Consider the following 17,187-nt stretch of genomic DNA (forward strand, 5'->3'; position numbering starts at 1 on the left):
CACCTGCCCGAAGCCACCTGCGCGAAGCCGCCGGAAGGGTTCGTCCGCCCCGGGGAGGATCGTCGGGAAGGCCGGCGTCAGCAGGTCCGGAGCATGTTGAGCAGGGCCGCCTTCTCCTTGCGGGTCACGAAGAGCCGGTAGTGGTGTTTCACGGTGATCCACGAGGCCGCGTACCGGCACCAGTGGGCACGGCGTTGCGGGCGCCAGCCCTGTGGGCCCCGCCCGCCCTTGGCGATGTTGGCGGAGTGGCTGACGGTGAGCAGCTCGGGGCGGATGAGGTCGTTGGCGAACGCGCGCCGCTTGGCCTGACTCCACCGTTTGGCGCCCGAGCGCCACGCGTAGGCGAGCGGCACCACGTGATCGACGTCCGCCTGCTTCTCACTCCTGAGCCGTTTGCCGTCGTACGGGCTGTACCAGAGTCCCTTGACCGGACGGCAGGCCGCGTCGCGGCGTACGTGCCGCCCGTCGCGGGCCAGAACCGTTTCCCGCGTGTCGCATCTTCCCGAGCGGCGTTCCCAGGGTTGGAACCGCTCGCGGCTGTAGCCGCGGATGCTCAGGGGCCTGGCGACCTTGAGCCGGGCCAGCATGTGCCGGGCGAGGGCCGCGCCCGCGGCCTGTGACTGCTTACGTGGTTCCGCTTCCGCCTGTGGGGTGGTGAGGGGAATGAGCGTGAGGGTCAGTACGGCGACGAGGACTGCCCGCCTCGGAAAAATCATGACTTTCCCCATACCCACCAAGATCCGGCTATGTCGACCGGTCACCGGCGGGTCTCCCGGGGGGCGATGACGGTGGTCAGGCCGTCGAGCAGGCGTTCGAGGCCGAAGGCGAACAGCGATTCCAGGTCGAGCTCCGTGCCCGGCTCCGCGACCTGGGCGACCAGCGGCCCGTCGGCGGACAGCTTGGCCCTGCCCCACTGTTTGCTGGTCATCCCCGTGTCCAGCTCGGCGGCTGCCTCGCTCTCGATGTTGATCGCCGTCCCGCGCACGTAGTTGACCACCGTGGCGTAGATGTGCAGCCGGGTGTCCGGGTCCAGGCCGAGGCCGTCGAGGGCGCGCAGGGTCCACAGTCCGTACGCCAGCTGCCCCGGCGGCGTCACCGGCCGGGTGATGGACACCAGCCGCGGCAACCAGGGATGACGCTGGTAGGCCGCCCATTGCAGCCGCGCGGCCACCCGCAGGTGGGAACGCCATCCCGGCGGCGGCTCCGGATATTCGATCTCGGCGAACGCGGCGTCGGCGATCAGCTGGGTGAGCTCGGTCTTGCCCTCCAGATGCCGGTAGAGGGCCATGGTGGCGACCCCGAGGTCGGCCGCCACCGCCCGCATGGACAACGCGGCCAAGCCGTCGGCGTCGGCGATCTCCATGGCCACGCGGACGACGTGGCCACGTTCGAGGCCTCCGGCCGAACGCGAGGGCAGTCTCCGGCCTGCGACCACGGCGCCGACCCGCGACGTCGACTCGATGGCGCCCGCCTGCTTGAGCGCGGCGAGCGCCTTGCTGGCCGTCGCCATCGCGACCCCCCACTCGCGCATGATCGCCCGGGTGGTGGGGACCGGGTCACCCGGCCGCAGCTCTCCGTCGGCGATGCGCCGCTCAAGGTCGGCGACGATCCGGAGGTACGGCGGCTGCGGAGCGCTCACATCGGCCATGCTGCCACGCCTCAGCGGTCAGGCATCCAGTTGCCGTGCAGGCCGAGCGGCACCCTGACGGGGAGGTGGACACGCGCGACGGGCTCGCCGGTGAAGTCCTGGGCCGAAAGGATCACCAGGTCGCTCGCGTTCCGGAGGGGATCGTGCACGTACGTGAGCAGGTATCCCTCGTCCTCGCCTTGCCCCGCGGCGGCGAACACCGCCTCCCCGACCGCCTCGTCCTTGCCGAACCCGTGCACCTCGGTCGTCCCCCGTTCCAGGTCATGCTTGACCAGGGCGTTGGTGAAGGCGTCGTCCGGTGGCATGCCCTCGGGGGCGAACGGGATCCCGTACAGGGCGGTCGCGGCCGAGTAGCCGTAGCGGTACGGACGGGTGGCGCGCGCCTGGTTCACCCGCGGGAAGTCCTGCGGCCGGTCGTCGACACGCCGCCGGTGGATCCCGTCCGTCGTGATCGTCCAGCGGTCCAGCGTGGGCCGGATCGCCCCGGGGTCGGCGGGATCGAACGGCCCCTCGGCCGTGACCAGGTCGACCACGATCGAGTCGCCGTCGTCGTAGGCGTTGAGCGTGTGGCTGACGTGGACCGGGTCGATGTCCAGCCACCGTACGTCGCCGCCCGTCCGCGGCATGACGCCCACCCGCGTCGGGTGCTCCGGCAGCCACCGGCAGTCGAACCCGTCGAAGCCCAGCGGCGTGTCCCACACCACCACGTGGTTCTCGGTGAGCGCGAAGTCGTGCATGAACGGTGTCCGCGTCATGGGGATGCCGGTGCTCTGGACGACGGTCCCCCCGGCGTCGGTCACGATGTGCTGGACGAAGTCGCGGCCCACCATGTACGACAGCGAGTGCAGCTCGCCGGTGAGCGGGTCGTGCTTGGCGTGCGCCCCCGCCGTGAATCCTTCCGCGGTCCCTCCCAGCTCGCACACGCCCACGGTGTTCAGCTCCTCGTCCAGTTCGGCGGGCGGCAGGCCGCCCTCCGCCATGGCGAAGGTGCGCCGGGCGTGCTCGATCACGTGCACCATGGGGGCGAAACCCGGTACGCGCACGAAACGGTTGCGGTACCACTCGGCCTGGCCGTCACGCAGCCGCACCCCGTGCACCATGCCCTGGCCCATGCCCCAGATGTGCACGGCGGGGTCTTCGACGCCCAGCGGGTTGGGCCCGTTGCGCAGGTAGCGGCCGTTGAGCTCGGCCGGGACGCGTCCGGTGACAGGCAGGTCGTATGCGGTGACTTCCTCGGTGACGGGCGCGAAGGGCCCTTCCAGGTACTTCATGTGGACACCGTACGCAGAAGTACGACCGCCCCTTTTGCAACAGCGGAAAGAGCCGCATTCTGCACTAGTGCAGTGAGTGGGGCGCCCTTCGACGGCGACGGTTTCTCCGCCACCGCGGTTGACGAGATCTGTGCCAGGGCCGGCGTGACACGTGGCGCGTTCCACCACCACTTCAGCAGCAAGGAACACCTCTTCCGCGAGGTCTACGCCATCTCAATGACCGTACGGCAGGCGTTCCTGGCCCGGCAGGACCCATGGGACGGGATGGCGGCAGGCGGTGAGACGTCTTCCTGCCCCCGCCTCAGCCGAGCGCGCCGGTGCCCGGCACCGAACCGGGACGACCGTGGGCGACGCCTGGTCGGCCTTCTCATCGGCGCGCACCGTCCGCGAGGGGCAGTTCCATCAGGAGTCGCTCGTGCACCGTGCGGTAGCCCACCGTCCGGTTCACCGCGATCATCGGCAGGTTCCGCTGGTTGACGGTCGTGCCGACGGTCCGCACGCACGGGAAGCGTTCGTGCAGCAGCAGGGTGTGCCGGGCCTTGATCCAGCGGGCCAGGCCACGCCGCCGGTGCTGGGGAAGCACCACCGTGTCGTGCTGTGCCGCGTCCCGAGCGTCGTCCCCCGCCACGGTGATCACCGTCGCGGCGACGACCTGGCCGGTGTCGCGCCACAGTGCCGCGTGCACCATCACATGCTCGCCACCGGCGGTCAGCCGCGCCTCCCAGGCGCGCACCGCCTCCCGGTCCCACCCCTGCCGGGACGCCATCTGCAGCGCGGCGCCCGGCGCGTCCAGCACGTGGCCCATGGCCTGACCGAAGGCGAGAACCAGCGGCTCGGGAACCGGGCCGTGCCAGTACACCGGCCGGTATCGGGCGGGGTCCGGGCAGGCGGCGAGATCACGGCAGCGGCGCAGCACCGTCTCGTCGAGTGACTGTTCCTGACGCTCAAGGCGCAACAGTTCCCGCGCTCCGCGCCAGGTGCGGGCGAACGCCTCCCCCGGCTCCCCGGCCGGCGCCGTCGCCTGGATCCGCTCCAGTCCGGCCCGGCGGGCGTCCTCCGCGATCCGGGTCAGCAGGGCGGAACCCACACCGGCGCGCCGGGCCGACGGGGCCACGAACAGGCGGAGGAAGCCGACGCGTGGGTCGCGCGACTGTGGCCGGAGTTCGGCCACGCCGACGACCGGCCGGGCGTCGTCGCCCCGGGCGACCCAGCGCGGTCACGGAGGGCGAGTCTCCGGAGGCCTCCCGCTGCCCGTCGCCGAACACCTCGCACCAGGCGGTGAGATCGACCTCGGTCGCGTGGCGTGGCACGAAGGACTCCACGGTCGCAGAGGTCATTCCGACACTGTGACATGCCTTTTTCGCGGGACGCCAGAGGACTTCCGCGGAGACCGGTGTCTGGAGCGGATCACCTGTCACGGCGGGGCGGGTGACGGAAGAATGGGGTTGGGCTCGTCGTTCTTCGGGCTTTCCAGAGCTACGAGGGCATCCGATTTCATCCGGACCTATCCGGAGTCATCCGGATCGTTTCGACCTTGTTCTGTCTCATCCGGGTGTGCCTGACCAGGTCAACCCCCGATCGGCCCCGGACGAGGCGGGATATGGGATCTCCCCCTGCTTGACCCTCGGTTGATGCCAATATGACTCCAACTACTACCCGTAGATCACAGATCACTCATTTTCCGGCTGGGGGCGATGGCTCACTCACACCACGTCGCGACGCTACGCGCCTTCATCGCGCAGCTCAACGAGCTGCGTGAGCTGGCCGGTTCCCCCACGCTGTCCGAGCTGCGCAGGCTCTCACGGCCGTCGGGGAAGACCCCGGGCCTGGCGAGAGAGCTGACCGAGAGCACCACCCACGACATCCTCAGCGGGAAACGCAAGCGTGTCCCCGGCTGGCCGTGGGTGTCCTCCTTCGTGAGCGCCTGCACGACGGCCGCCGAGCTGACCGGGCTCGACGTGAGCACCCTGGGAGACACGGACGCCTGGCACCGGCGTTGGCGCGCCGCCCATCTCGGCACCCCCACCGTCCAGGAACCCGCGCCGGCCGAGACGGCTCCGGCGTCCCCGGCGTCTCCGGCGTCCTCGCCGTTCACCCGGCCCGCCGTACGGCCTCAGGAGCAGTCCGGGCCTCAGGAGGCCCCCCGCAGGACGCGGCAGCGGCCCACCGCCCCGAGCGAGCCCCCGCTGCCCGAGGCCACCCAGCACCTCCTGCAGGTCTACGGCAGGACCGGTGCCCGGCTACTGCACCACAGCGACGTCGGCAACGGCGACGACTGCATGCGCCTGGCCGTCATCGCCCTGCTGAAGGGCTGGCCCGAGGAGGGGCGCCAGTGGCTGCGCCAGGCCGGTGACGCCGGGCACGCCGACGCGCCCGCGCTGTTCAACGACCCGCAGCAGTCGCGGGCCGCCGCCGAGCTGGCCTACCGGTACGGCCGCCACTACCAGCGGGCGGGGCCGGAGCAGCTCAGTGTCGCGATGTTCTTCTACCGCCTGGCCGGCAACCACGGTCAGGCGGACGCGGCCTACCGGCTGGCGATGATCCACCAGAGCAAGGGAGAAGACTGGGCCGCGGCCAGCTGGTTCAACCGCGCCGCCTCGAACGGCCACCCCAAGGCCGCCAGGAAGTTCGACGGCGCCTCCGAGCAGCTCACCCAGCCCCCGTGGAACACCGACGGCGCGCTGCCCATCGGGCTGATCGAGGCCCCGGCTCCCGTTGAGCCGCCGGCCGGTGACTCCCCCGCCGACCACGGCTGAGGCCCGGCCGTACGGCGTGCCCGGAAGCTGCCGGGGACGGACGGGGTGAGATTGGCGTGCGGCGGCGGCCATGGTCCCGTCCCTTCCCCTCGGGTGGGCCCGGTTCCTCCTCCAGCACCGCGCCCACCGATGACGTGTCTATCAGTGATCAGCCGGTCACCTCAGGTGAATTGACAACTTCCGGGACCGGACCGCCATTGGGACGGTTCCATCGCGACTCCCCCTTCAGGCCGATTTCCTCGCGTACGCCCCCGGCGTCTGCCCGAAATGCCGTCGGAACGCCATGATGTAGCCGTTCACGCTGCTGAAGCCGACCATGGCGGCCACCGCGCCGACCAGGTGGCCGCGCTGGAGCAGGTCGAGGGAGTGGTTGAGCCGCAGCCTGGTCCGCCACTCGGAGAAGGCCAGGCCCGTCTCGGCCCGGAACGCCCGGCGCAGGCTCGTCGAGCTCGTGTGCAGGCTCAGCGCCCACTCGGTGACCGTGCGCGGATCGTCAGGCCTGCGGCCCAGTTCCCTGGCGACGGTCGCGGCCAGCGGGCTGCTCGGCTGCGGCAGGGGGAGGCTCGCCCGCGTCGCCGCCGACAGGGAGGCGAACGCGAACGCGTCGTCGGAGAGCACGGACCTGCGGGTCCTGCTCAGCAACATCCTGCGCTGCGCGTCCGTGACGTTCACCCCCGTGACCTCGGTGTACGGCAGGCGGTACCGCTCGGCGTCGAACGACTCGGAGACGATCATCGAGTCCTCGCCGAACCTGGCGCTGTGCGCGATCCCCGCCGGGATCCACAGGGCGACCGACGCCGACAGGCGGTGCTCCCTGCCCTGCGCGGTCACCGTGATCCACCCGAGCGGGACGAACAGGAACTGGTGGTAGGTGTGCGCGTGCGGCGGATGCCCCCAGTCCGCGACGAACTCGTCGTCCGCCATGGTCTCCGGCCCAGGTACCTCTCCGATCACGGTCCGACCTCCTGACGGTCAGGGGCACGTGACCCCTGAGTGTGAGCGGCCGCCCTCCACGTTGGATCGACCCAAATAAGGTAAGGGTAACCTAAGTAGCCATTTATCAGCTTAAGAAGCAGGGGTACGGCCGCCGTGAGCGCCTGAATGGCACGGACGGACACACGGTTTGGCCGCCCGGTTGGATTTGTTTCGCCCTGTTCGTCCTATGGTCAGTTTCCTGAGCCCGTCGCCCTCTACCAAGGAGCAGCGCAGATGCCCACCCGCAATCCCCGTGCGGCCGTCACCTTTCCCATCGTGCTGAGAGAGCTGACCGTTCTGCGTGTCTCGGACGTCACGCCGGGAATGCGGCGGGTCACCTTCGGCGGCGAGCAGTTGCGGGCCTTCACCCGCGACGGGCTCGACCTGCCCGAGCTGCGTTCCGAGGGCTTCGACGACCACGTGAAGTTCTTCTTCGGCGTCGGGGACGAGCCGCCCGTGCTGCCCGCGCAGAACGTCAGCAGCCTCGACTGGCCGGTCGACGAACGGCCGCTCGCCAAGGACTACACCCCGCGCCGCTTCGACCCCGAGGCCGGTGAGATCGACTTCGACTTCGTACGGCACGAAGGCGGCGTGGCCTCGTCGTGGGCCGACCAGGCGGCCCCCGGACAGGTCGCCTGGATCGCCGGGCCGAAGATGTCCCACGGCCACCCGGAGGGCGCCGACTGGCTCCTGGTCATCGGCGACGAGACCGCGCTGCCCGCCATCGGCCGCTGGCTTGAGGAGATGCCCGAGGGCACCAGGGCCAAGGTCCTCATCGAGATCGGCGACCCCTCCCACCGGCAGGAGCTGCCGACCAGGGCCGAAGCCGACGTCGTCTGGCTGTCGCGGGACGGCGCCCCCGCCGGGACGACCGATCTGCTCGCGCGCGCCGTACGGGAGCTGGAGTGGCTGCCCGGGACCGTGTTCGTCTGGGCGGCCGGAGAGGCGGGTGCCCTCAAGGAGGTACGGCGGCACCTCGTCACCGAACGGGAGGTGCCCCGCGAGTGGATGCACCTCACCGGCTACTGGCGCTACACCGCGCCCTCCCCCACCGCCGAGGCGCACGAGGAGGAGGACGACGACGCCCACGAGCGGCTGCACACGATGACCGACCTGGCGCCCGGCTTCGCCGTCAGGGCCGCGATCACGCTCGGCCTGGTCGACCTGGTCCACTCCGGGGTGCGTGACCTGCCCGAGCTGGCCCGGCGTTCCGCCACGGACCCGGAGACCCTCGGCGTGCTGATGTCCTACCTGGTGTCGATCGAGGTGTTCGCACGCGACGAGGACGGCGGCTACCGGCTCACCCCCATCAGCGACGAGCTGATCGAGGACGACCACTCGGCGGAGGAGTATCACCTCGACGGGGCTCATGCCGCCCTCGACCTCTCGCTGTCCGGGCTGGTGCACACGCTCCGCACCGGCCAGAGCGGTTACCGCACCGCGGCGGGACAGACGCTGGGCGTCGCCGTACGGACCGACGAGACGCTGGGGGGCTCCGCCCGTTCCATCGTCGAGGAGACCGCGCTGTGGGTCGTGCCCGGCGTCGTCGGCGCCTACGACTGGGAGAAGGTGAGCTCGCTGACCGCGGCGGGCAGCGGGACGGGCAGCGTCGTCAACGCCCTGGTCAAGGCCTTCCCCACGCTGAAGGTGCGGATCGCGGCCATGCCGTCGGCGCTGGGTGTGCTCAGGGAGAGCGTGCTCGACACCGACGTCCTGCCGAAGGTCGAGCTGGTCGCCTCCGCGAGCGCGGTGCCGCCCGGCGGGGACGGCACCTACCTGCTGGCGCACCTGCTGACCTGGCTGCCCGACGGCGACGCCGTACAGGTGCTCACCGAGACCGCGAACGGCCTGCCCGACGGCGCCGACCTGGTCATGGTCGAGCCGTGCATGCCGGACGACTTCCACGACGCCGAGGACATGCTCTACCACCTGCGGCTCAAGTGCGCCTTCGGCTCCGGGCTGCGTCCCGCCGAGCGGATCGAGGGGCTCGCCGCCCAGGCCGGGCTGCGCGTCAGGTTCTCCAGGAACATCGGCTGGGACCACCGGCTGTGGGTGTTGGAGGCCGCGCGCTGAGGTCCGCTCGTGGTCCCGAACCTGCCGTCCACCGGGCCGGGCGCGTGTCCGAGGCCGCGCGCTGAGGTCTGTCCGGGTCAGTCGCGGCCGGTCCGGTAGACGGCGCCCCGGCGTTCGTACTCCAGGACCCGTTCGACGTTGAGGGAGACGTCGATGCCGTGACCGCGCTGGACGAGCCACAGGGCCAGTTCGAGGCCGCTGGTGACCCCTGCCGAGGTGACGAGGTCGCCGTCGTCCACCACCCGGGCGTCGACGACCTTGCCGCCCTGCTCGGCCAGTTTGTCCTTGCTCATGTGGTGGGTCGTGCAGGGCCGTCCCCTGACCAGGCCCGCCGCCCCCAGCAGCAGGGCGCCGACGCAGACCGACGCCATGACAGGGCGCGTACGGCGGGCGGCCCGCAGGGCGGCGGGGATCACCCCCCGCTTGATCTCCCTGGCCACGCCCGGCCGGTCGGGGTCGCGCGCGTAGCCGCCCGGCACCAGGATCACGTCCGCGTTCTCCGGCTGCCAGGGGGCGGTGACCTGGATCCTGGTGCCGCAGCTCGCGACGATCGTTCTCGGCCCGTCGCAGGTGACGAGTGTCGTCTCGATGGGCGCGCCGAACTTGCTCGCGATGTCCAGTGTCTCCAGCGGGGCGGCGAAGTCCAGTTCCTCGACGCCGTCGAAGAGGACGATGTGCACCCGTCGCAGGGACGACCCCGGCGTCGTGGTCGTCGCCGTGGTCGTCGCTGTGGTCGTCGCTGTGGCCGTACCGGTGCTCACCGCGGTCGGCAGGAGCGCGCCGGTGGTGACGGCGGCGGCGCTCTGGAGAAGGGTTCTGCGTTCCATGAGCCACGAGTCTGCGGTCGGCGGCCGGGGCGGACCAGTGGCGTGAGTGCCGTGGTGCGCTAGGTTCTGGCCGTGTTCACCCCCGCACCCCTCGGCGTGTCCGCTCCCGTGCCCGACGCCGTGTCCGGTGACGCGTCCGAGGCGGTGTCCACCCCTGTGCACACCGTCGCCGTGCTGGCGCTGCCCGGGGTCGTGGCGTTCGACCTGGGTGTGCCCTGCCAGGTGTTCGCCAGCGCGTACTCGCCCGGCGGGACGCCGCTCTACCGGGTCCTGGTCTGCGGCCCCGGTGAGGTGACGGCCACCGCCGTGGGCGTCGCGTGTTTCCGGCTCAGCCCGGGGCACCCGCTCGCGGACGCCGCCTCCGCCGACACCGTCGTGGTGCCCGGCCTGACGCGGGACGCGCCCGAGGTGACGCCCGAGGTGCTCGACGTCCTCCGTACGGCGGCGCGGCGTGGTGCCCGTGTCCTGTCCATCTGCACCGGCGCGTTCGTGCTCGCCGCCGCCGGGCTGCTCGACGGGCGCAGGGCCACCACGCACTGGCGGATGACCGGGGAGCTGGCCCGCGCCTACCCGCTGGTCGAGGTCGAGGCGAAGGCCCTGTACGTCGACACCGGGCAGATCCTCACCTCGGCGGGTGTCGCGGCCGGGCTCGACCTGTGCGTGCACGTGGTGCTGAACGACCACGGGCCCGCGGTCGCCGCGAACGTCGCCAGGGGTGTCGTGATGGCCCCGGAGCGCGAGGGCGGGCAGGCCCAGTTCGTCCGCCACCCGTCGCCCGCACCCGGCGGGGCCGATCTGGGGCCGACGCTGCGCTGGGCGCGCGAGCACATGCACCTGCCGCTGACGCTCGCCGACATCGCCCGCCAGGCGAACACCAGCGTCCGCAACCTCAACCGCCGCTTCCAGGACCAGGTGGGGACGACGCCGCTGCGGTGGCTGCTGCGGGCCCGGGTCGACCGGGCGCGGGAACTGCTGGAGAGCACGAACCTGCCGGTCGAGCGGGTCGCCGAGCGCTGCGGCTTCGGCTCGCCCGCGTCCTTCCGCGCCCGCTTCGCCCAACGCGCCGGGGTCAGCCCCAGCGCCTACCGCGCCGCCTTCCGCTTCCGGGAGAACGCCCGGGGAAACATCCAGGACGCCCCCTGAACGTCCGGGAGCCGCGTGAGGAACGTCTCGGGGGTCGGACGAGGGGGTGTTCGGGCGCCAGGGGACGTGTCCCAGGGGTGGGCGGGGGACGCCCAGGACGTCCGAGACGGCTGAAGGGCGTCCCGGGGAACACGCCAGGCGCACGAGGGACGTTCAGGACATCCGGGAGCCGTACGGGGACGTCCCGGGGGTCGGATGAGAGGGCGTTCAGGATGCCGGAGGCCCGTCCCAGGGAGCGAACCAGGGGACGTCCAGGACGTTCGAGGAGGCATTCGGGACGTTCGGGGGAACGGCTGAAAGGGGGCCTCGGAGAAACGACCGGCAGAACTCCCGGACACATCCCGAAAAATCGTGAATAAGCAGAAGAAAAGGGGACGGGTGGCGCCCCGTCCCCTTTCCGAACTTCAGGTCAGATCATTGCCGAAGGTCAGAAGCCTGCGGTGATCTTGGTGAACTCCCACTCGGCCTGCGGAACGCCGCCGCCGTTGACCCGGTCACGGTTGACCGCCCAGAAGGAGAACCTGGTCAGGCCCTTGGAGATGGCCCAGTCACGGATCTTGGTCCACTGGGCCGGGGTGGTCGTCTCGTTGTTGTCGGACTTACCGTTCATGCCGGAGATGCCCATGTGCGCGTAGGCCTCGGAGTCGCTCCAGCCGAACGCGCTCTTCAGCGAGCTCTTCAGCCCCTCGGAGGCGTTGACCGTGTCCTGGTACATCTCGGTGCCGCTGAAGTTGAACGGCATGATCGTGTAGTTGTCGATCGGAGCGCCCAGCGCCTTGGCCTGGTTGACCAGCCGGACGCCCGCCGCGCTCAGGGCCGTCTTGAACGTCGGGATGGTGACGACGATCTTCACGTTCGGGTTCTTCTGCCGGACGATCTTCAGACCGTTGAGGATGCGGTCCTGGACGGTGTAGTTCTCGAACTCGTCGGTGTTCTCGATGTCGAAGTCGACCACGGCCGGGCCGAGCGCGTCGATGACCTTCTGCACGGCGCCGGCGAAGGCCTCGGGGGTGGAGCAGTTCGGGCCGAGCTTGTTGCCGCTCCAGCCACCGAAGGAGATCTCGACGCTGCCGCCCTTGGACTTGATCGTGTTGATCGCGTTCTGGTCGGAGCCGCCGGTCAGCGGACGCTGGCCGTCCCACGCCGGGTTACAGCCGTTCTGGGCGAGGATGAAGGCCATCGTGAAGGCCTTGACGCCGGTCGCGTCCATCACCGTGCCCGGGTTGGGGGGGTTGCCCCAGCCCATGTACAGGTACGGGGCGCCGGGCAGCCTGGGCGACTGGGGGCAGCCGGAGGTGCTGGCGGTCACGTCGCGGCCCGCCGACTCGCCGTTGGCGTTGTAGGCCTTGATCGTGTAGGTGTACGCCCGGCAGGCGTCGAGGCCCGAGATGGTCGCGGTGGTCCCGGTGACCTGCGCCTTCTGCGTGGCACCCTCGTAGACGCGGTAGCCGGTCACGGTGCCGCTGGAGGCGCCCCAGGTCAGGGTGATGCTGGTCGCGGTCGGAGTCGCCGAGGCCGTACCGGGCTGACCGGGGGCGCCGTTGTCGCCCTGCGTGGTCGCGCTGACCGGGGCGCTCTCCGGCGAGCGGTTGCCCGCGGCGTCACGGGCGCGCACGGTGTAGGTGTAGGTGCTCGACGGGCTCAGGTTCGAGTCGGTGTAGGTGGTGCCGGTGGCGGTGGTCACCAGGGTCGTGCCCCGGTAGACCTCGTAGCCGGTCACGCCGACGTTGTCGGTCGAGGCGTCCCAGGCCAGCGAGACGGTGCTCGACGAGGTGCCGGTGACACGCAGGTTGCCCGGGGTCGAGGGGGGCGTCGGGTCACTGGGACCACCCGTGCTGACCTTCCACAGGGCCGGAACCCGGTCGGGCTCCCAGCCGGGCAGCGAGGTGTGGCTCTGAAGGCACTGGTAGTCGACGCCGTTGTGGGTGACGACGGTGCCCGCCGTGTAGGAGGTGTAGGGAGCCCAGGCCGCGGCGACGGCCTGGACACTCGCCTGTACCGCGCCGGCGTCGGCCAGCGCGGGGGCGCCCAGACCCGTCATGCCGGCGGCTAAGAGCGCGAGGATGACGACACGAAATCTCACGTCACACTTCCAGAGGATGGGGGGTGTTCTGGCATGCCCGCCGCTGTCCCGCAAAGTGGGGACGGCCGTGGGCGGAGTGCGTCTTTCACCGGGCGGGCCGTACCGAGATTTCACGTCGGCACTGCCTGGCCGGCATGTGTAACGGGACAGGGTCACGTTCAGCGTGGACGCCGAAGCGACCCGTTAAGCGTGAAGGGGCAGGTGAACACCTCTTCACCGTTTTTCCATTAGGAAACTTTCCTAATAGATTCGGATTGTAACGTCGCCCTGACGACCCTGCAAGGACTCCGGTAAAGCACTCCTGACAATGAAGGCCGTCGACGAGCGCGACGGTGGCAGGGAATCCGTGCTTTTTGGCGCGTTCCCAGCTGTCGGTTCCTCCTGGACGCGGCACACAATCGCACTGGGGAAAACTCACCGACAAAAGGGGGACACATGAAGGCCAGAGAAGCCTTGTCGCTCACCGCCGCGGCGGTCGCGCTCACCGTCACGGTCCAGGCGCCCGCCGGTGCCGCCGTCCCGACACCGGACCCCTCCCCGACCACCTCCGTCTCCGCCGCGCGGGCCGAGGAGACGAACTTCGCCTCGGTCGACGACGCCGACCTGACCGGCAAGATCGACAAGCACATCGCCAGGTACGGCGGGCAGCGCAGGGGCGCCAACCAGATCGTCTGGAGCGACAAGGGCGCCGTCATGACCTTCCCCACCCCGGTGAAGGCCACCGCGCGCACCGCCTACGCCAGGATCGCCTGCGGCTACGGCGACTACTGCCTGTACCAGCACGCCCTGTGGGACCGCGAGGGCGGCGCCATGATCGCCTTCTACGAGTACGGCCTCCACCAGCTGGCCGACTTCGGCTGGCAGGACATCACCAGCGCCCTGGAGAACAACCAGTCCGACCGCGCGGGTGGGGCGATCTACGACGACGCGACGACCCTGAACCGCTCCCGCGCGTGGTACAAGGCCGACGCCCTCGGCTCGGGCAACGACCGGGCCGACATCGCCTACCTCTTCCCCTGATCCTCCGATAGACGCTCAAGCCACTCCTCGAAGGTGGTCGGCGCGATGCGGGCGCCCTCGCCGGGCAGCAGCACCTCGCCGGCCATCTCGACGCCGAACAACTCCTTCCACGTGGGCACCAGCCGCACCTTACGGCCGAGCACCTCGTTGGTGCGCCTGGCCATGTCCACCAGGTCCTCCGTGTGCGGCCCGGCCACGTCGGGGTGACGGCCCTGGGGCTCACCCGTGACGACCTCGGCGAGGACGGCGGCCACGTCGGCGGGCGCGATCGGCTGCACCAGCAGCGGCGCGACGGTGGCGACGCCGTCCCGCTCCGTCCAGCTCGCCACCATGGCGGCGAAGTCGTGGAACTGCGTGGCGGGCACGATCGTCCACGGCACCGGCCCCTCGGAAACGAGCCGTTCCTGCTCCCGCTTGCCCGCGTAGTGGGCGTTGCCCTCGATCTTGTGGATGCCGACGATCGACAGCAGCACGTGGTGCCGGACACCCGCCCGTTCCTCGGCCGCCAGCAGGTTGTGCGTCGTGGCGCCGAAGTAGGCGATCGCCTCCGCCCGGTCTCCTTCGCCCCCGTTGGTGACGTCGACGACGGCGTCCACCCCGGTCAGGGCCGTGTCGAGCCCCTCTCCGGTCGTCAGGTCGACGCCGAGCGAACGGCTGACGCGCACGACCTCGTGGCCCTGCCCTCCAAGGGGCTCTTCGAGGGCGGCGACGGTGAGGGCTCCGATGTTGCCGGTGGCACCGGCGACTGCGATCCGCATGATGACCTTTCCTCCCGTGGTGTCACTTGCACGGTATCTCGGACTAAAAAGATCCGCAATGTCTTAGATAGACTCATGGCATGAAGTTGCCCGTGAGCACCGAATGGGTCCTGCACTGCGCCGCGTCACTGGCACAGCTCCTCCCGGGGGAGATCGCGTCGGCGGCTCAGCTCGCTCAGTACTACGACCTGCCCGCGCCCTATCTCGCCAAGCAGTTGCAGCTGCTCGTCAAGGCGGGGGTGCTGGCCGCGACGACGGGTCCGAGAGGGGGGTTCAGACTCGCGCGGCCCGCCTCCGAGGTGACGCTCCTGCAGATCGTCGAGGCGGTCGGCGGAGCAGCCTCGCCGTACGAGTGCCGGGAGATCCGCATGCGGGGGCGCGGGGCGCTGCCCCCCGAGCAGTGCCAGGACACCTGTGTGCTGGCCAGGAAGATGGCCGAGGCGCACGAGGCGTGGCGGAGCAGCCTCGCCGGGGTCTCCCTCGCCGACGTCCTGGACACCCTGCCCGGTACGGCTCCCGCCCGCACCCGGTCACGGCTGCTCACCCAGCCCTGACGGACTCAGTCCCGGCGGTAGAGGGCGGTGAACAGCGGCCAGGTCAGGTCGGCCATCTCGGCGGGCGTGCGCGGGCAGCCGCGCTGCAGCCAGTCCGCGGCCACTCCGACCAGCGCCCCGGCGGCGAAGGCCGCGGGCACGTCGTGCGGGTCGCCGTCACCCTGCCGTACGGCCTCCCCCGCGCCTTCCACCGTGACTTCCCCTGTGCCTTCCCCTGTGCCTTCCACCGTGGCCCTGCCCCTGGCCTGACGTGCCCCGGCGTACCCCGCCGCGGTGGCACGGCGGCGGATGTGGTCGATCACCCGCGCGCTCCCGCTCGGCCCGAGCAGGGCGCGGTAGAGCCCGGCGTGCTCGGCCAGCGTGGTGAAGAAGGCCAGCAGCTTCTGGGGGGCGTCCCGCGCCGGGTCCGCCGAGACCGCGCCGGGACCGGGCACGGCCCCGATCAGCTCGTCGATCATCACGGTGCAGGCGGCCTCGGCCAGCTCGTGGACGTCCCGGTAGTGGTCGTAGAAGGTGGAACGGCTCACCCCCGCCCGTCCCGCGACGTCGGCGACGCTGAGGCGGGACAGGTCCCGCTCCTCGACGAGCTCGATCAGCGCGCCCTGCAACGCCTTCTGCGTACGGCGCACCCGCCGATCACCCAGGGGAGCTCTGCCGTCTCTGTTCGTGGTCACGGGATAAATCTACCTTCTACCTACACATGTAGGTTTTCCTCCATATGTAGGTTAAGTTCGATGACAGGGGGCGTACGGAGGAAGATCGGGCATCGTCGCCCGAGGCGAGCGCCCCCATCGACCGTTCCGTTCGGAGGAGAGGCCCGCGTGACTACCGACGAGCAGCTTCTGAACTACCCGTTCCCCGGTGAGACGGCGCTTGAGCCGCCCGCCGAGTGGGAGCGGCTGCGTGAGCAGTGTCCCGTGGCCCATGTGAGGCTGCCCAGTGGCGACCAGGCCACACTGCTCACCAAGTACGACGACGTCAAGCGGGTGCTGGCCGACCCCCGCTTCACCCGCCGGCTCGACGCGCCCGACGCGGCCCGGCTCTCGGCGGAGGGCGACGGGGTGTTCAGCGGGGAGATGACGAAGATCGTCCCCGACACGGGCGAGGGCCACCAGCACTGGCGCCGCCTGGTCGCCAAGTGGTTCACCGCCAAACGGATGATCGCGCTGCGGCCCAAGATGACCGAGATCGCCGAACGGCTCGTCGACGACATGGTCGCCGGCGGCGCCCCCGGCGACCTGCGGGCCGCCCTGGGCTTCCCGCTGCCGGTCTACGTGATCTGCGACATGCTCGGCGTGCCCGCCGAGGACCGGGACCGCTTCTCCCACTGGTCGGACGCGCTGCTCAACCTCACCCGCTACACCAAGGCGGAGACCGAGGCCTCCCAGCTTGAGTTCTTCCAGTACATGTCGGAGCACGTCACCGCCAAGCGCGCCGAGCCGGGCGACGACCTGCTCAGCGAGCTGATCGCGGTCGGCCCTCCCGAGGAGGGCGGCCTGTCCGACCTCCAGATCGTGGTCACCGGCATGGGACTGCTGGTCGCCGGGCACGAGACCACCGCCAACATGATCGGCAAGATGGTCGCCATGCTGCTGAGCGACCGGAGCCGGTGGGAGCGGCTGCTGGCCGACCCCTCGCTGGTGCGCACCGCGGTCGAGGAGGCGCTGCGCCTCGACGCCAACGCGGGCATCGGCCTGCCGCGTTACCTGCGCGAGGAGATCGAGGTCAGCGGCACGACCCTGCCCCGGGGCACCACCGTGATCTGCAGCATGGCCTCGGCCAACCGGGACGAGGGCGTCTTCGACGCGGCGGCCGAGATGAACATGACCCGCTCCCCCAACCCGCACCTGGCCTTCGGCTCCGGGATCCACTCCTGCCTCGGTCAGGCCCTGGCCCGTACCGAACTCCAGGTGGTCCTTGAGGTACTGCTGCGCAAGCTGCCCACCCTGGAGCTGGCCGTACCCCAGGAGGAGCTGCGGCGGGTCGAGGGACTGGCCGTCGGCGGGCTGAGCGAGCTGCCGGTCCGGTGGTGAGGACCGTGGCGGCATTTGTTACGCGACGTCCATGGCGTCGACGTCC

16 protein-coding genes are annotated in these 17,187 nt (G+C 70.7%); 7 read left to right on the plus strand and 9 right to left on the minus strand.

Features of this window, described 5'->3' with window-relative positions; all coding sequences use genetic code 11:
* Nucleotides 1-77 precede the first annotated feature (77 nt).
* The 3 genes from ABZ463_RS37620 to ABZ463_RS37630 are packed head-to-tail and all read right to left on the minus strand — an operon-like array spanning nt 78 to nt 2,919.
* Entirely contained in the window at nt 78-716 is a 639-nt protein-coding gene (locus ABZ463_RS37620; protein WP_362784106.1) for an HNH endonuclease family protein, read from the minus strand.
* A gap of 41 nt (nt 717-757) precedes the next feature.
* Complete coding sequence (locus ABZ463_RS37625) at nt 758-1,639, minus strand: TetR/AcrR family transcriptional regulator C-terminal domain-containing protein (protein WP_362784109.1); 882 nt, start codon at nt 1,637-1,639, stop codon at nt 758-760.
* A 20-nt stretch (nt 1,640-1,659) separates the two neighbouring features.
* Nucleotides 1,660-2,919, minus strand: coding sequence for a carotenoid oxygenase family protein (locus ABZ463_RS37630; protein WP_362784111.1), 1,260 nt, complete (start codon nt 2,917-2,919; stop codon nt 1,660-1,662).
* A 72-nt stretch (nt 2,920-2,991) separates the two neighbouring features.
* Here ABZ463_RS37630 and ABZ463_RS37635 point away from each other — a divergent pair, with 72 nt between their 5' ends.
* Complete coding sequence (locus tag ABZ463_RS37635) at nt 2,992-3,396, plus strand: helix-turn-helix domain-containing protein (RefSeq protein ID WP_362784114.1); 405 nt, start codon at nt 2,992-2,994, stop codon at nt 3,394-3,396.
* Here the strand turns inward: ABZ463_RS37635 and ABZ463_RS37640 are convergent.
* Complete coding sequence (locus tag ABZ463_RS37640) at nt 3,287-4,090, minus strand: GNAT family N-acetyltransferase (RefSeq protein ID WP_362784117.1); 804 nt, start codon at nt 4,088-4,090, stop codon at nt 3,287-3,289. The two genes, ABZ463_RS37635 and ABZ463_RS37640, sit on opposite strands and share 110 nt — an antisense overlap.
* Nucleotides 4,091-4,613: 523 nt before the next feature.
* On the opposite strand from ABZ463_RS37640, the gene ABZ463_RS37645 reads away from it, so the two are divergent.
* Nucleotides 4,614-5,675, plus strand: a complete 1,062-nt coding sequence (locus ABZ463_RS37645) for a hypothetical protein (protein ID WP_362784120.1) — start codon at nt 4,614-4,616, stop codon at nt 5,673-5,675.
* A 225-nt stretch (nt 5,676-5,900) separates the two neighbouring features.
* On the opposite strand, the gene ABZ463_RS37650 is transcribed toward ABZ463_RS37645, so the two are convergent.
* Nucleotides 5,901-6,629, minus strand: a complete 729-nt coding sequence (locus ABZ463_RS37650; RefSeq protein ID WP_362784123.1) for an AraC family transcriptional regulator — start codon at nt 6,627-6,629, stop codon at nt 5,901-5,903.
* Nucleotides 6,630-6,884: 255 nt separating this feature from the next.
* On the opposite strand from ABZ463_RS37650, the gene ABZ463_RS37655 reads away from it, so the two are divergent.
* Nucleotides 6,885-8,723 (plus strand): siderophore-interacting protein, encoded by a 1,839-nt coding sequence (locus ABZ463_RS37655; protein ID WP_362784126.1) that lies wholly within the window; start codon nt 6,885-6,887, stop codon nt 8,721-8,723.
* Between the two features lie 77 nt (nt 8,724-8,800).
* On the opposite strand, the gene ABZ463_RS37660 is transcribed toward ABZ463_RS37655, so the two are convergent.
* Nucleotides 8,801-9,550 (minus strand): DJ-1/PfpI family protein, encoded by a 750-nt coding sequence (locus ABZ463_RS37660; protein ID WP_362784129.1) that lies wholly within the window; start codon nt 9,548-9,550, stop codon nt 8,801-8,803.
* Nucleotides 9,551-9,622: 72 nt separating this feature from the next.
* Here ABZ463_RS37660 and ABZ463_RS37665 point away from each other — a divergent pair, with 72 nt between their 5' ends.
* Nucleotides 9,623-10,693 carry a helix-turn-helix domain-containing protein gene (locus ABZ463_RS37665; RefSeq protein WP_362784132.1) on the plus strand — a complete coding sequence of 357 codons (1,071 nt, stop codon included), beginning with the start codon at nt 9,623-9,625 and terminating at the stop codon, nt 10,691-10,693.
* A gap of 427 nt (nt 10,694-11,120) precedes the next feature.
* Here the strand turns inward: ABZ463_RS37665 and ABZ463_RS37670 are convergent, their stop codons facing one another.
* Nucleotides 11,121-12,776: a carbohydrate-binding protein gene (locus ABZ463_RS37670; RefSeq protein ID WP_362784135.1), complete on the minus strand. Its 1,656-nt coding sequence runs from the start codon at nt 12,774-12,776 to the stop codon at nt 11,121-11,123.
* A gap of 435 nt (nt 12,777-13,211) precedes the next feature.
* Between ABZ463_RS37670 and ABZ463_RS37675 the strand changes: the two genes are divergently transcribed.
* A complete protein-coding gene (locus ABZ463_RS37675) occupies nt 13,212-13,796 on the plus strand; it encodes a hypothetical protein (RefSeq protein ID WP_362784138.1) in 585 nt (194 codons plus the stop codon).
* Here ABZ463_RS37675 and ABZ463_RS37680 read toward each other — a convergent pair.
* Entirely contained in the window at nt 13,781-14,554 is a 774-nt protein-coding gene (locus ABZ463_RS37680; RefSeq protein ID WP_362784141.1) for an NAD(P)H-binding protein, read from the minus strand. The two genes, ABZ463_RS37675 and ABZ463_RS37680, sit on opposite strands and share 16 nt — an antisense overlap.
* An 80-nt stretch (nt 14,555-14,634) precedes the next feature.
* Between ABZ463_RS37680 and ABZ463_RS37685 the strand changes: the two genes are divergently transcribed.
* A complete protein-coding gene (locus tag ABZ463_RS37685) occupies nt 14,635-15,108 on the plus strand; it encodes an Rrf2 family transcriptional regulator (RefSeq protein ID WP_362784144.1) in 474 nt (157 codons plus the stop codon).
* A 5-nt stretch (nt 15,109-15,113) separates the two neighbouring features.
* On the opposite strand, the gene ABZ463_RS37690 is transcribed toward ABZ463_RS37685, so the two are convergent.
* Entirely contained in the window at nt 15,114-15,782 is a 669-nt protein-coding gene (locus tag ABZ463_RS37690; protein WP_362784147.1) for a TetR/AcrR family transcriptional regulator, read from the minus strand.
* Nucleotides 15,783-15,929: 147 nt separating this feature from the next.
* On the opposite strand from ABZ463_RS37690, the gene ABZ463_RS37695 reads away from it, so the two are divergent.
* Nucleotides 15,930-17,141, plus strand: coding sequence for a cytochrome P450 (locus tag ABZ463_RS37695; protein WP_362784149.1), 1,212 nt, complete (start codon nt 15,930-15,932; stop codon nt 17,139-17,141).
* Nucleotides 17,142-17,187: the final 46 nt, after the last annotated feature.

The organism is Streptosporangium sp. NPDC020145 (assembly GCF_040631275.1).
Taxonomy (GTDB): Bacteria; Actinomycetota; Actinomycetes; order Streptosporangiales; family Streptosporangiaceae; genus Streptosporangium.

What these genes read in the sequence shown, in the direction of transcription:
- ABZ463_RS37620 (WP_362784106.1), bottom strand. Translation starts at nt 716, where the DNA reads ATGATTTTTCCGAGGCGGGCAGTCCTCGTCGCCGTACTGACCCTCACG.
- ABZ463_RS37630 (WP_362784111.1), bottom strand. Translation starts at nt 2,919, where the DNA reads ATGAAGTACCTGGAAGGGCCCTTCGCGCCCGTCACCGAGGAAGTCACC.
- ABZ463_RS37645 (WP_362784120.1), top strand. Translation starts at nt 4,614, where the DNA reads ATGGCTCACTCACACCACGTCGCGACGCTACGCGCCTTCATCGCGCAG.
- ABZ463_RS37655 (WP_362784126.1), top strand. Translation starts at nt 6,885, where the DNA reads ATGCCCACCCGCAATCCCCGTGCGGCCGTCACCTTTCCCATCGTGCTG.
- ABZ463_RS37660 (WP_362784129.1), bottom strand. Translation starts at nt 9,550, where the DNA reads ATGGAACGCAGAACCCTTCTCCAGAGCGCCGCCGCCGTCACCACCGGC.
- ABZ463_RS37675 (WP_362784138.1), top strand. Translation starts at nt 13,212, where the DNA reads ATGAAGGCCAGAGAAGCCTTGTCGCTCACCGCCGCGGCGGTCGCGCTC.
- ABZ463_RS37680 (WP_362784141.1), bottom strand. Translation starts at nt 14,554, where the DNA reads ATGCGGATCGCAGTCGCCGGTGCCACCGGCAACATCGGAGCCCTCACC.
- ABZ463_RS37685 (WP_362784144.1), top strand. Translation starts at nt 14,635, where the DNA reads ATGAAGTTGCCCGTGAGCACCGAATGGGTCCTGCACTGCGCCGCGTCA.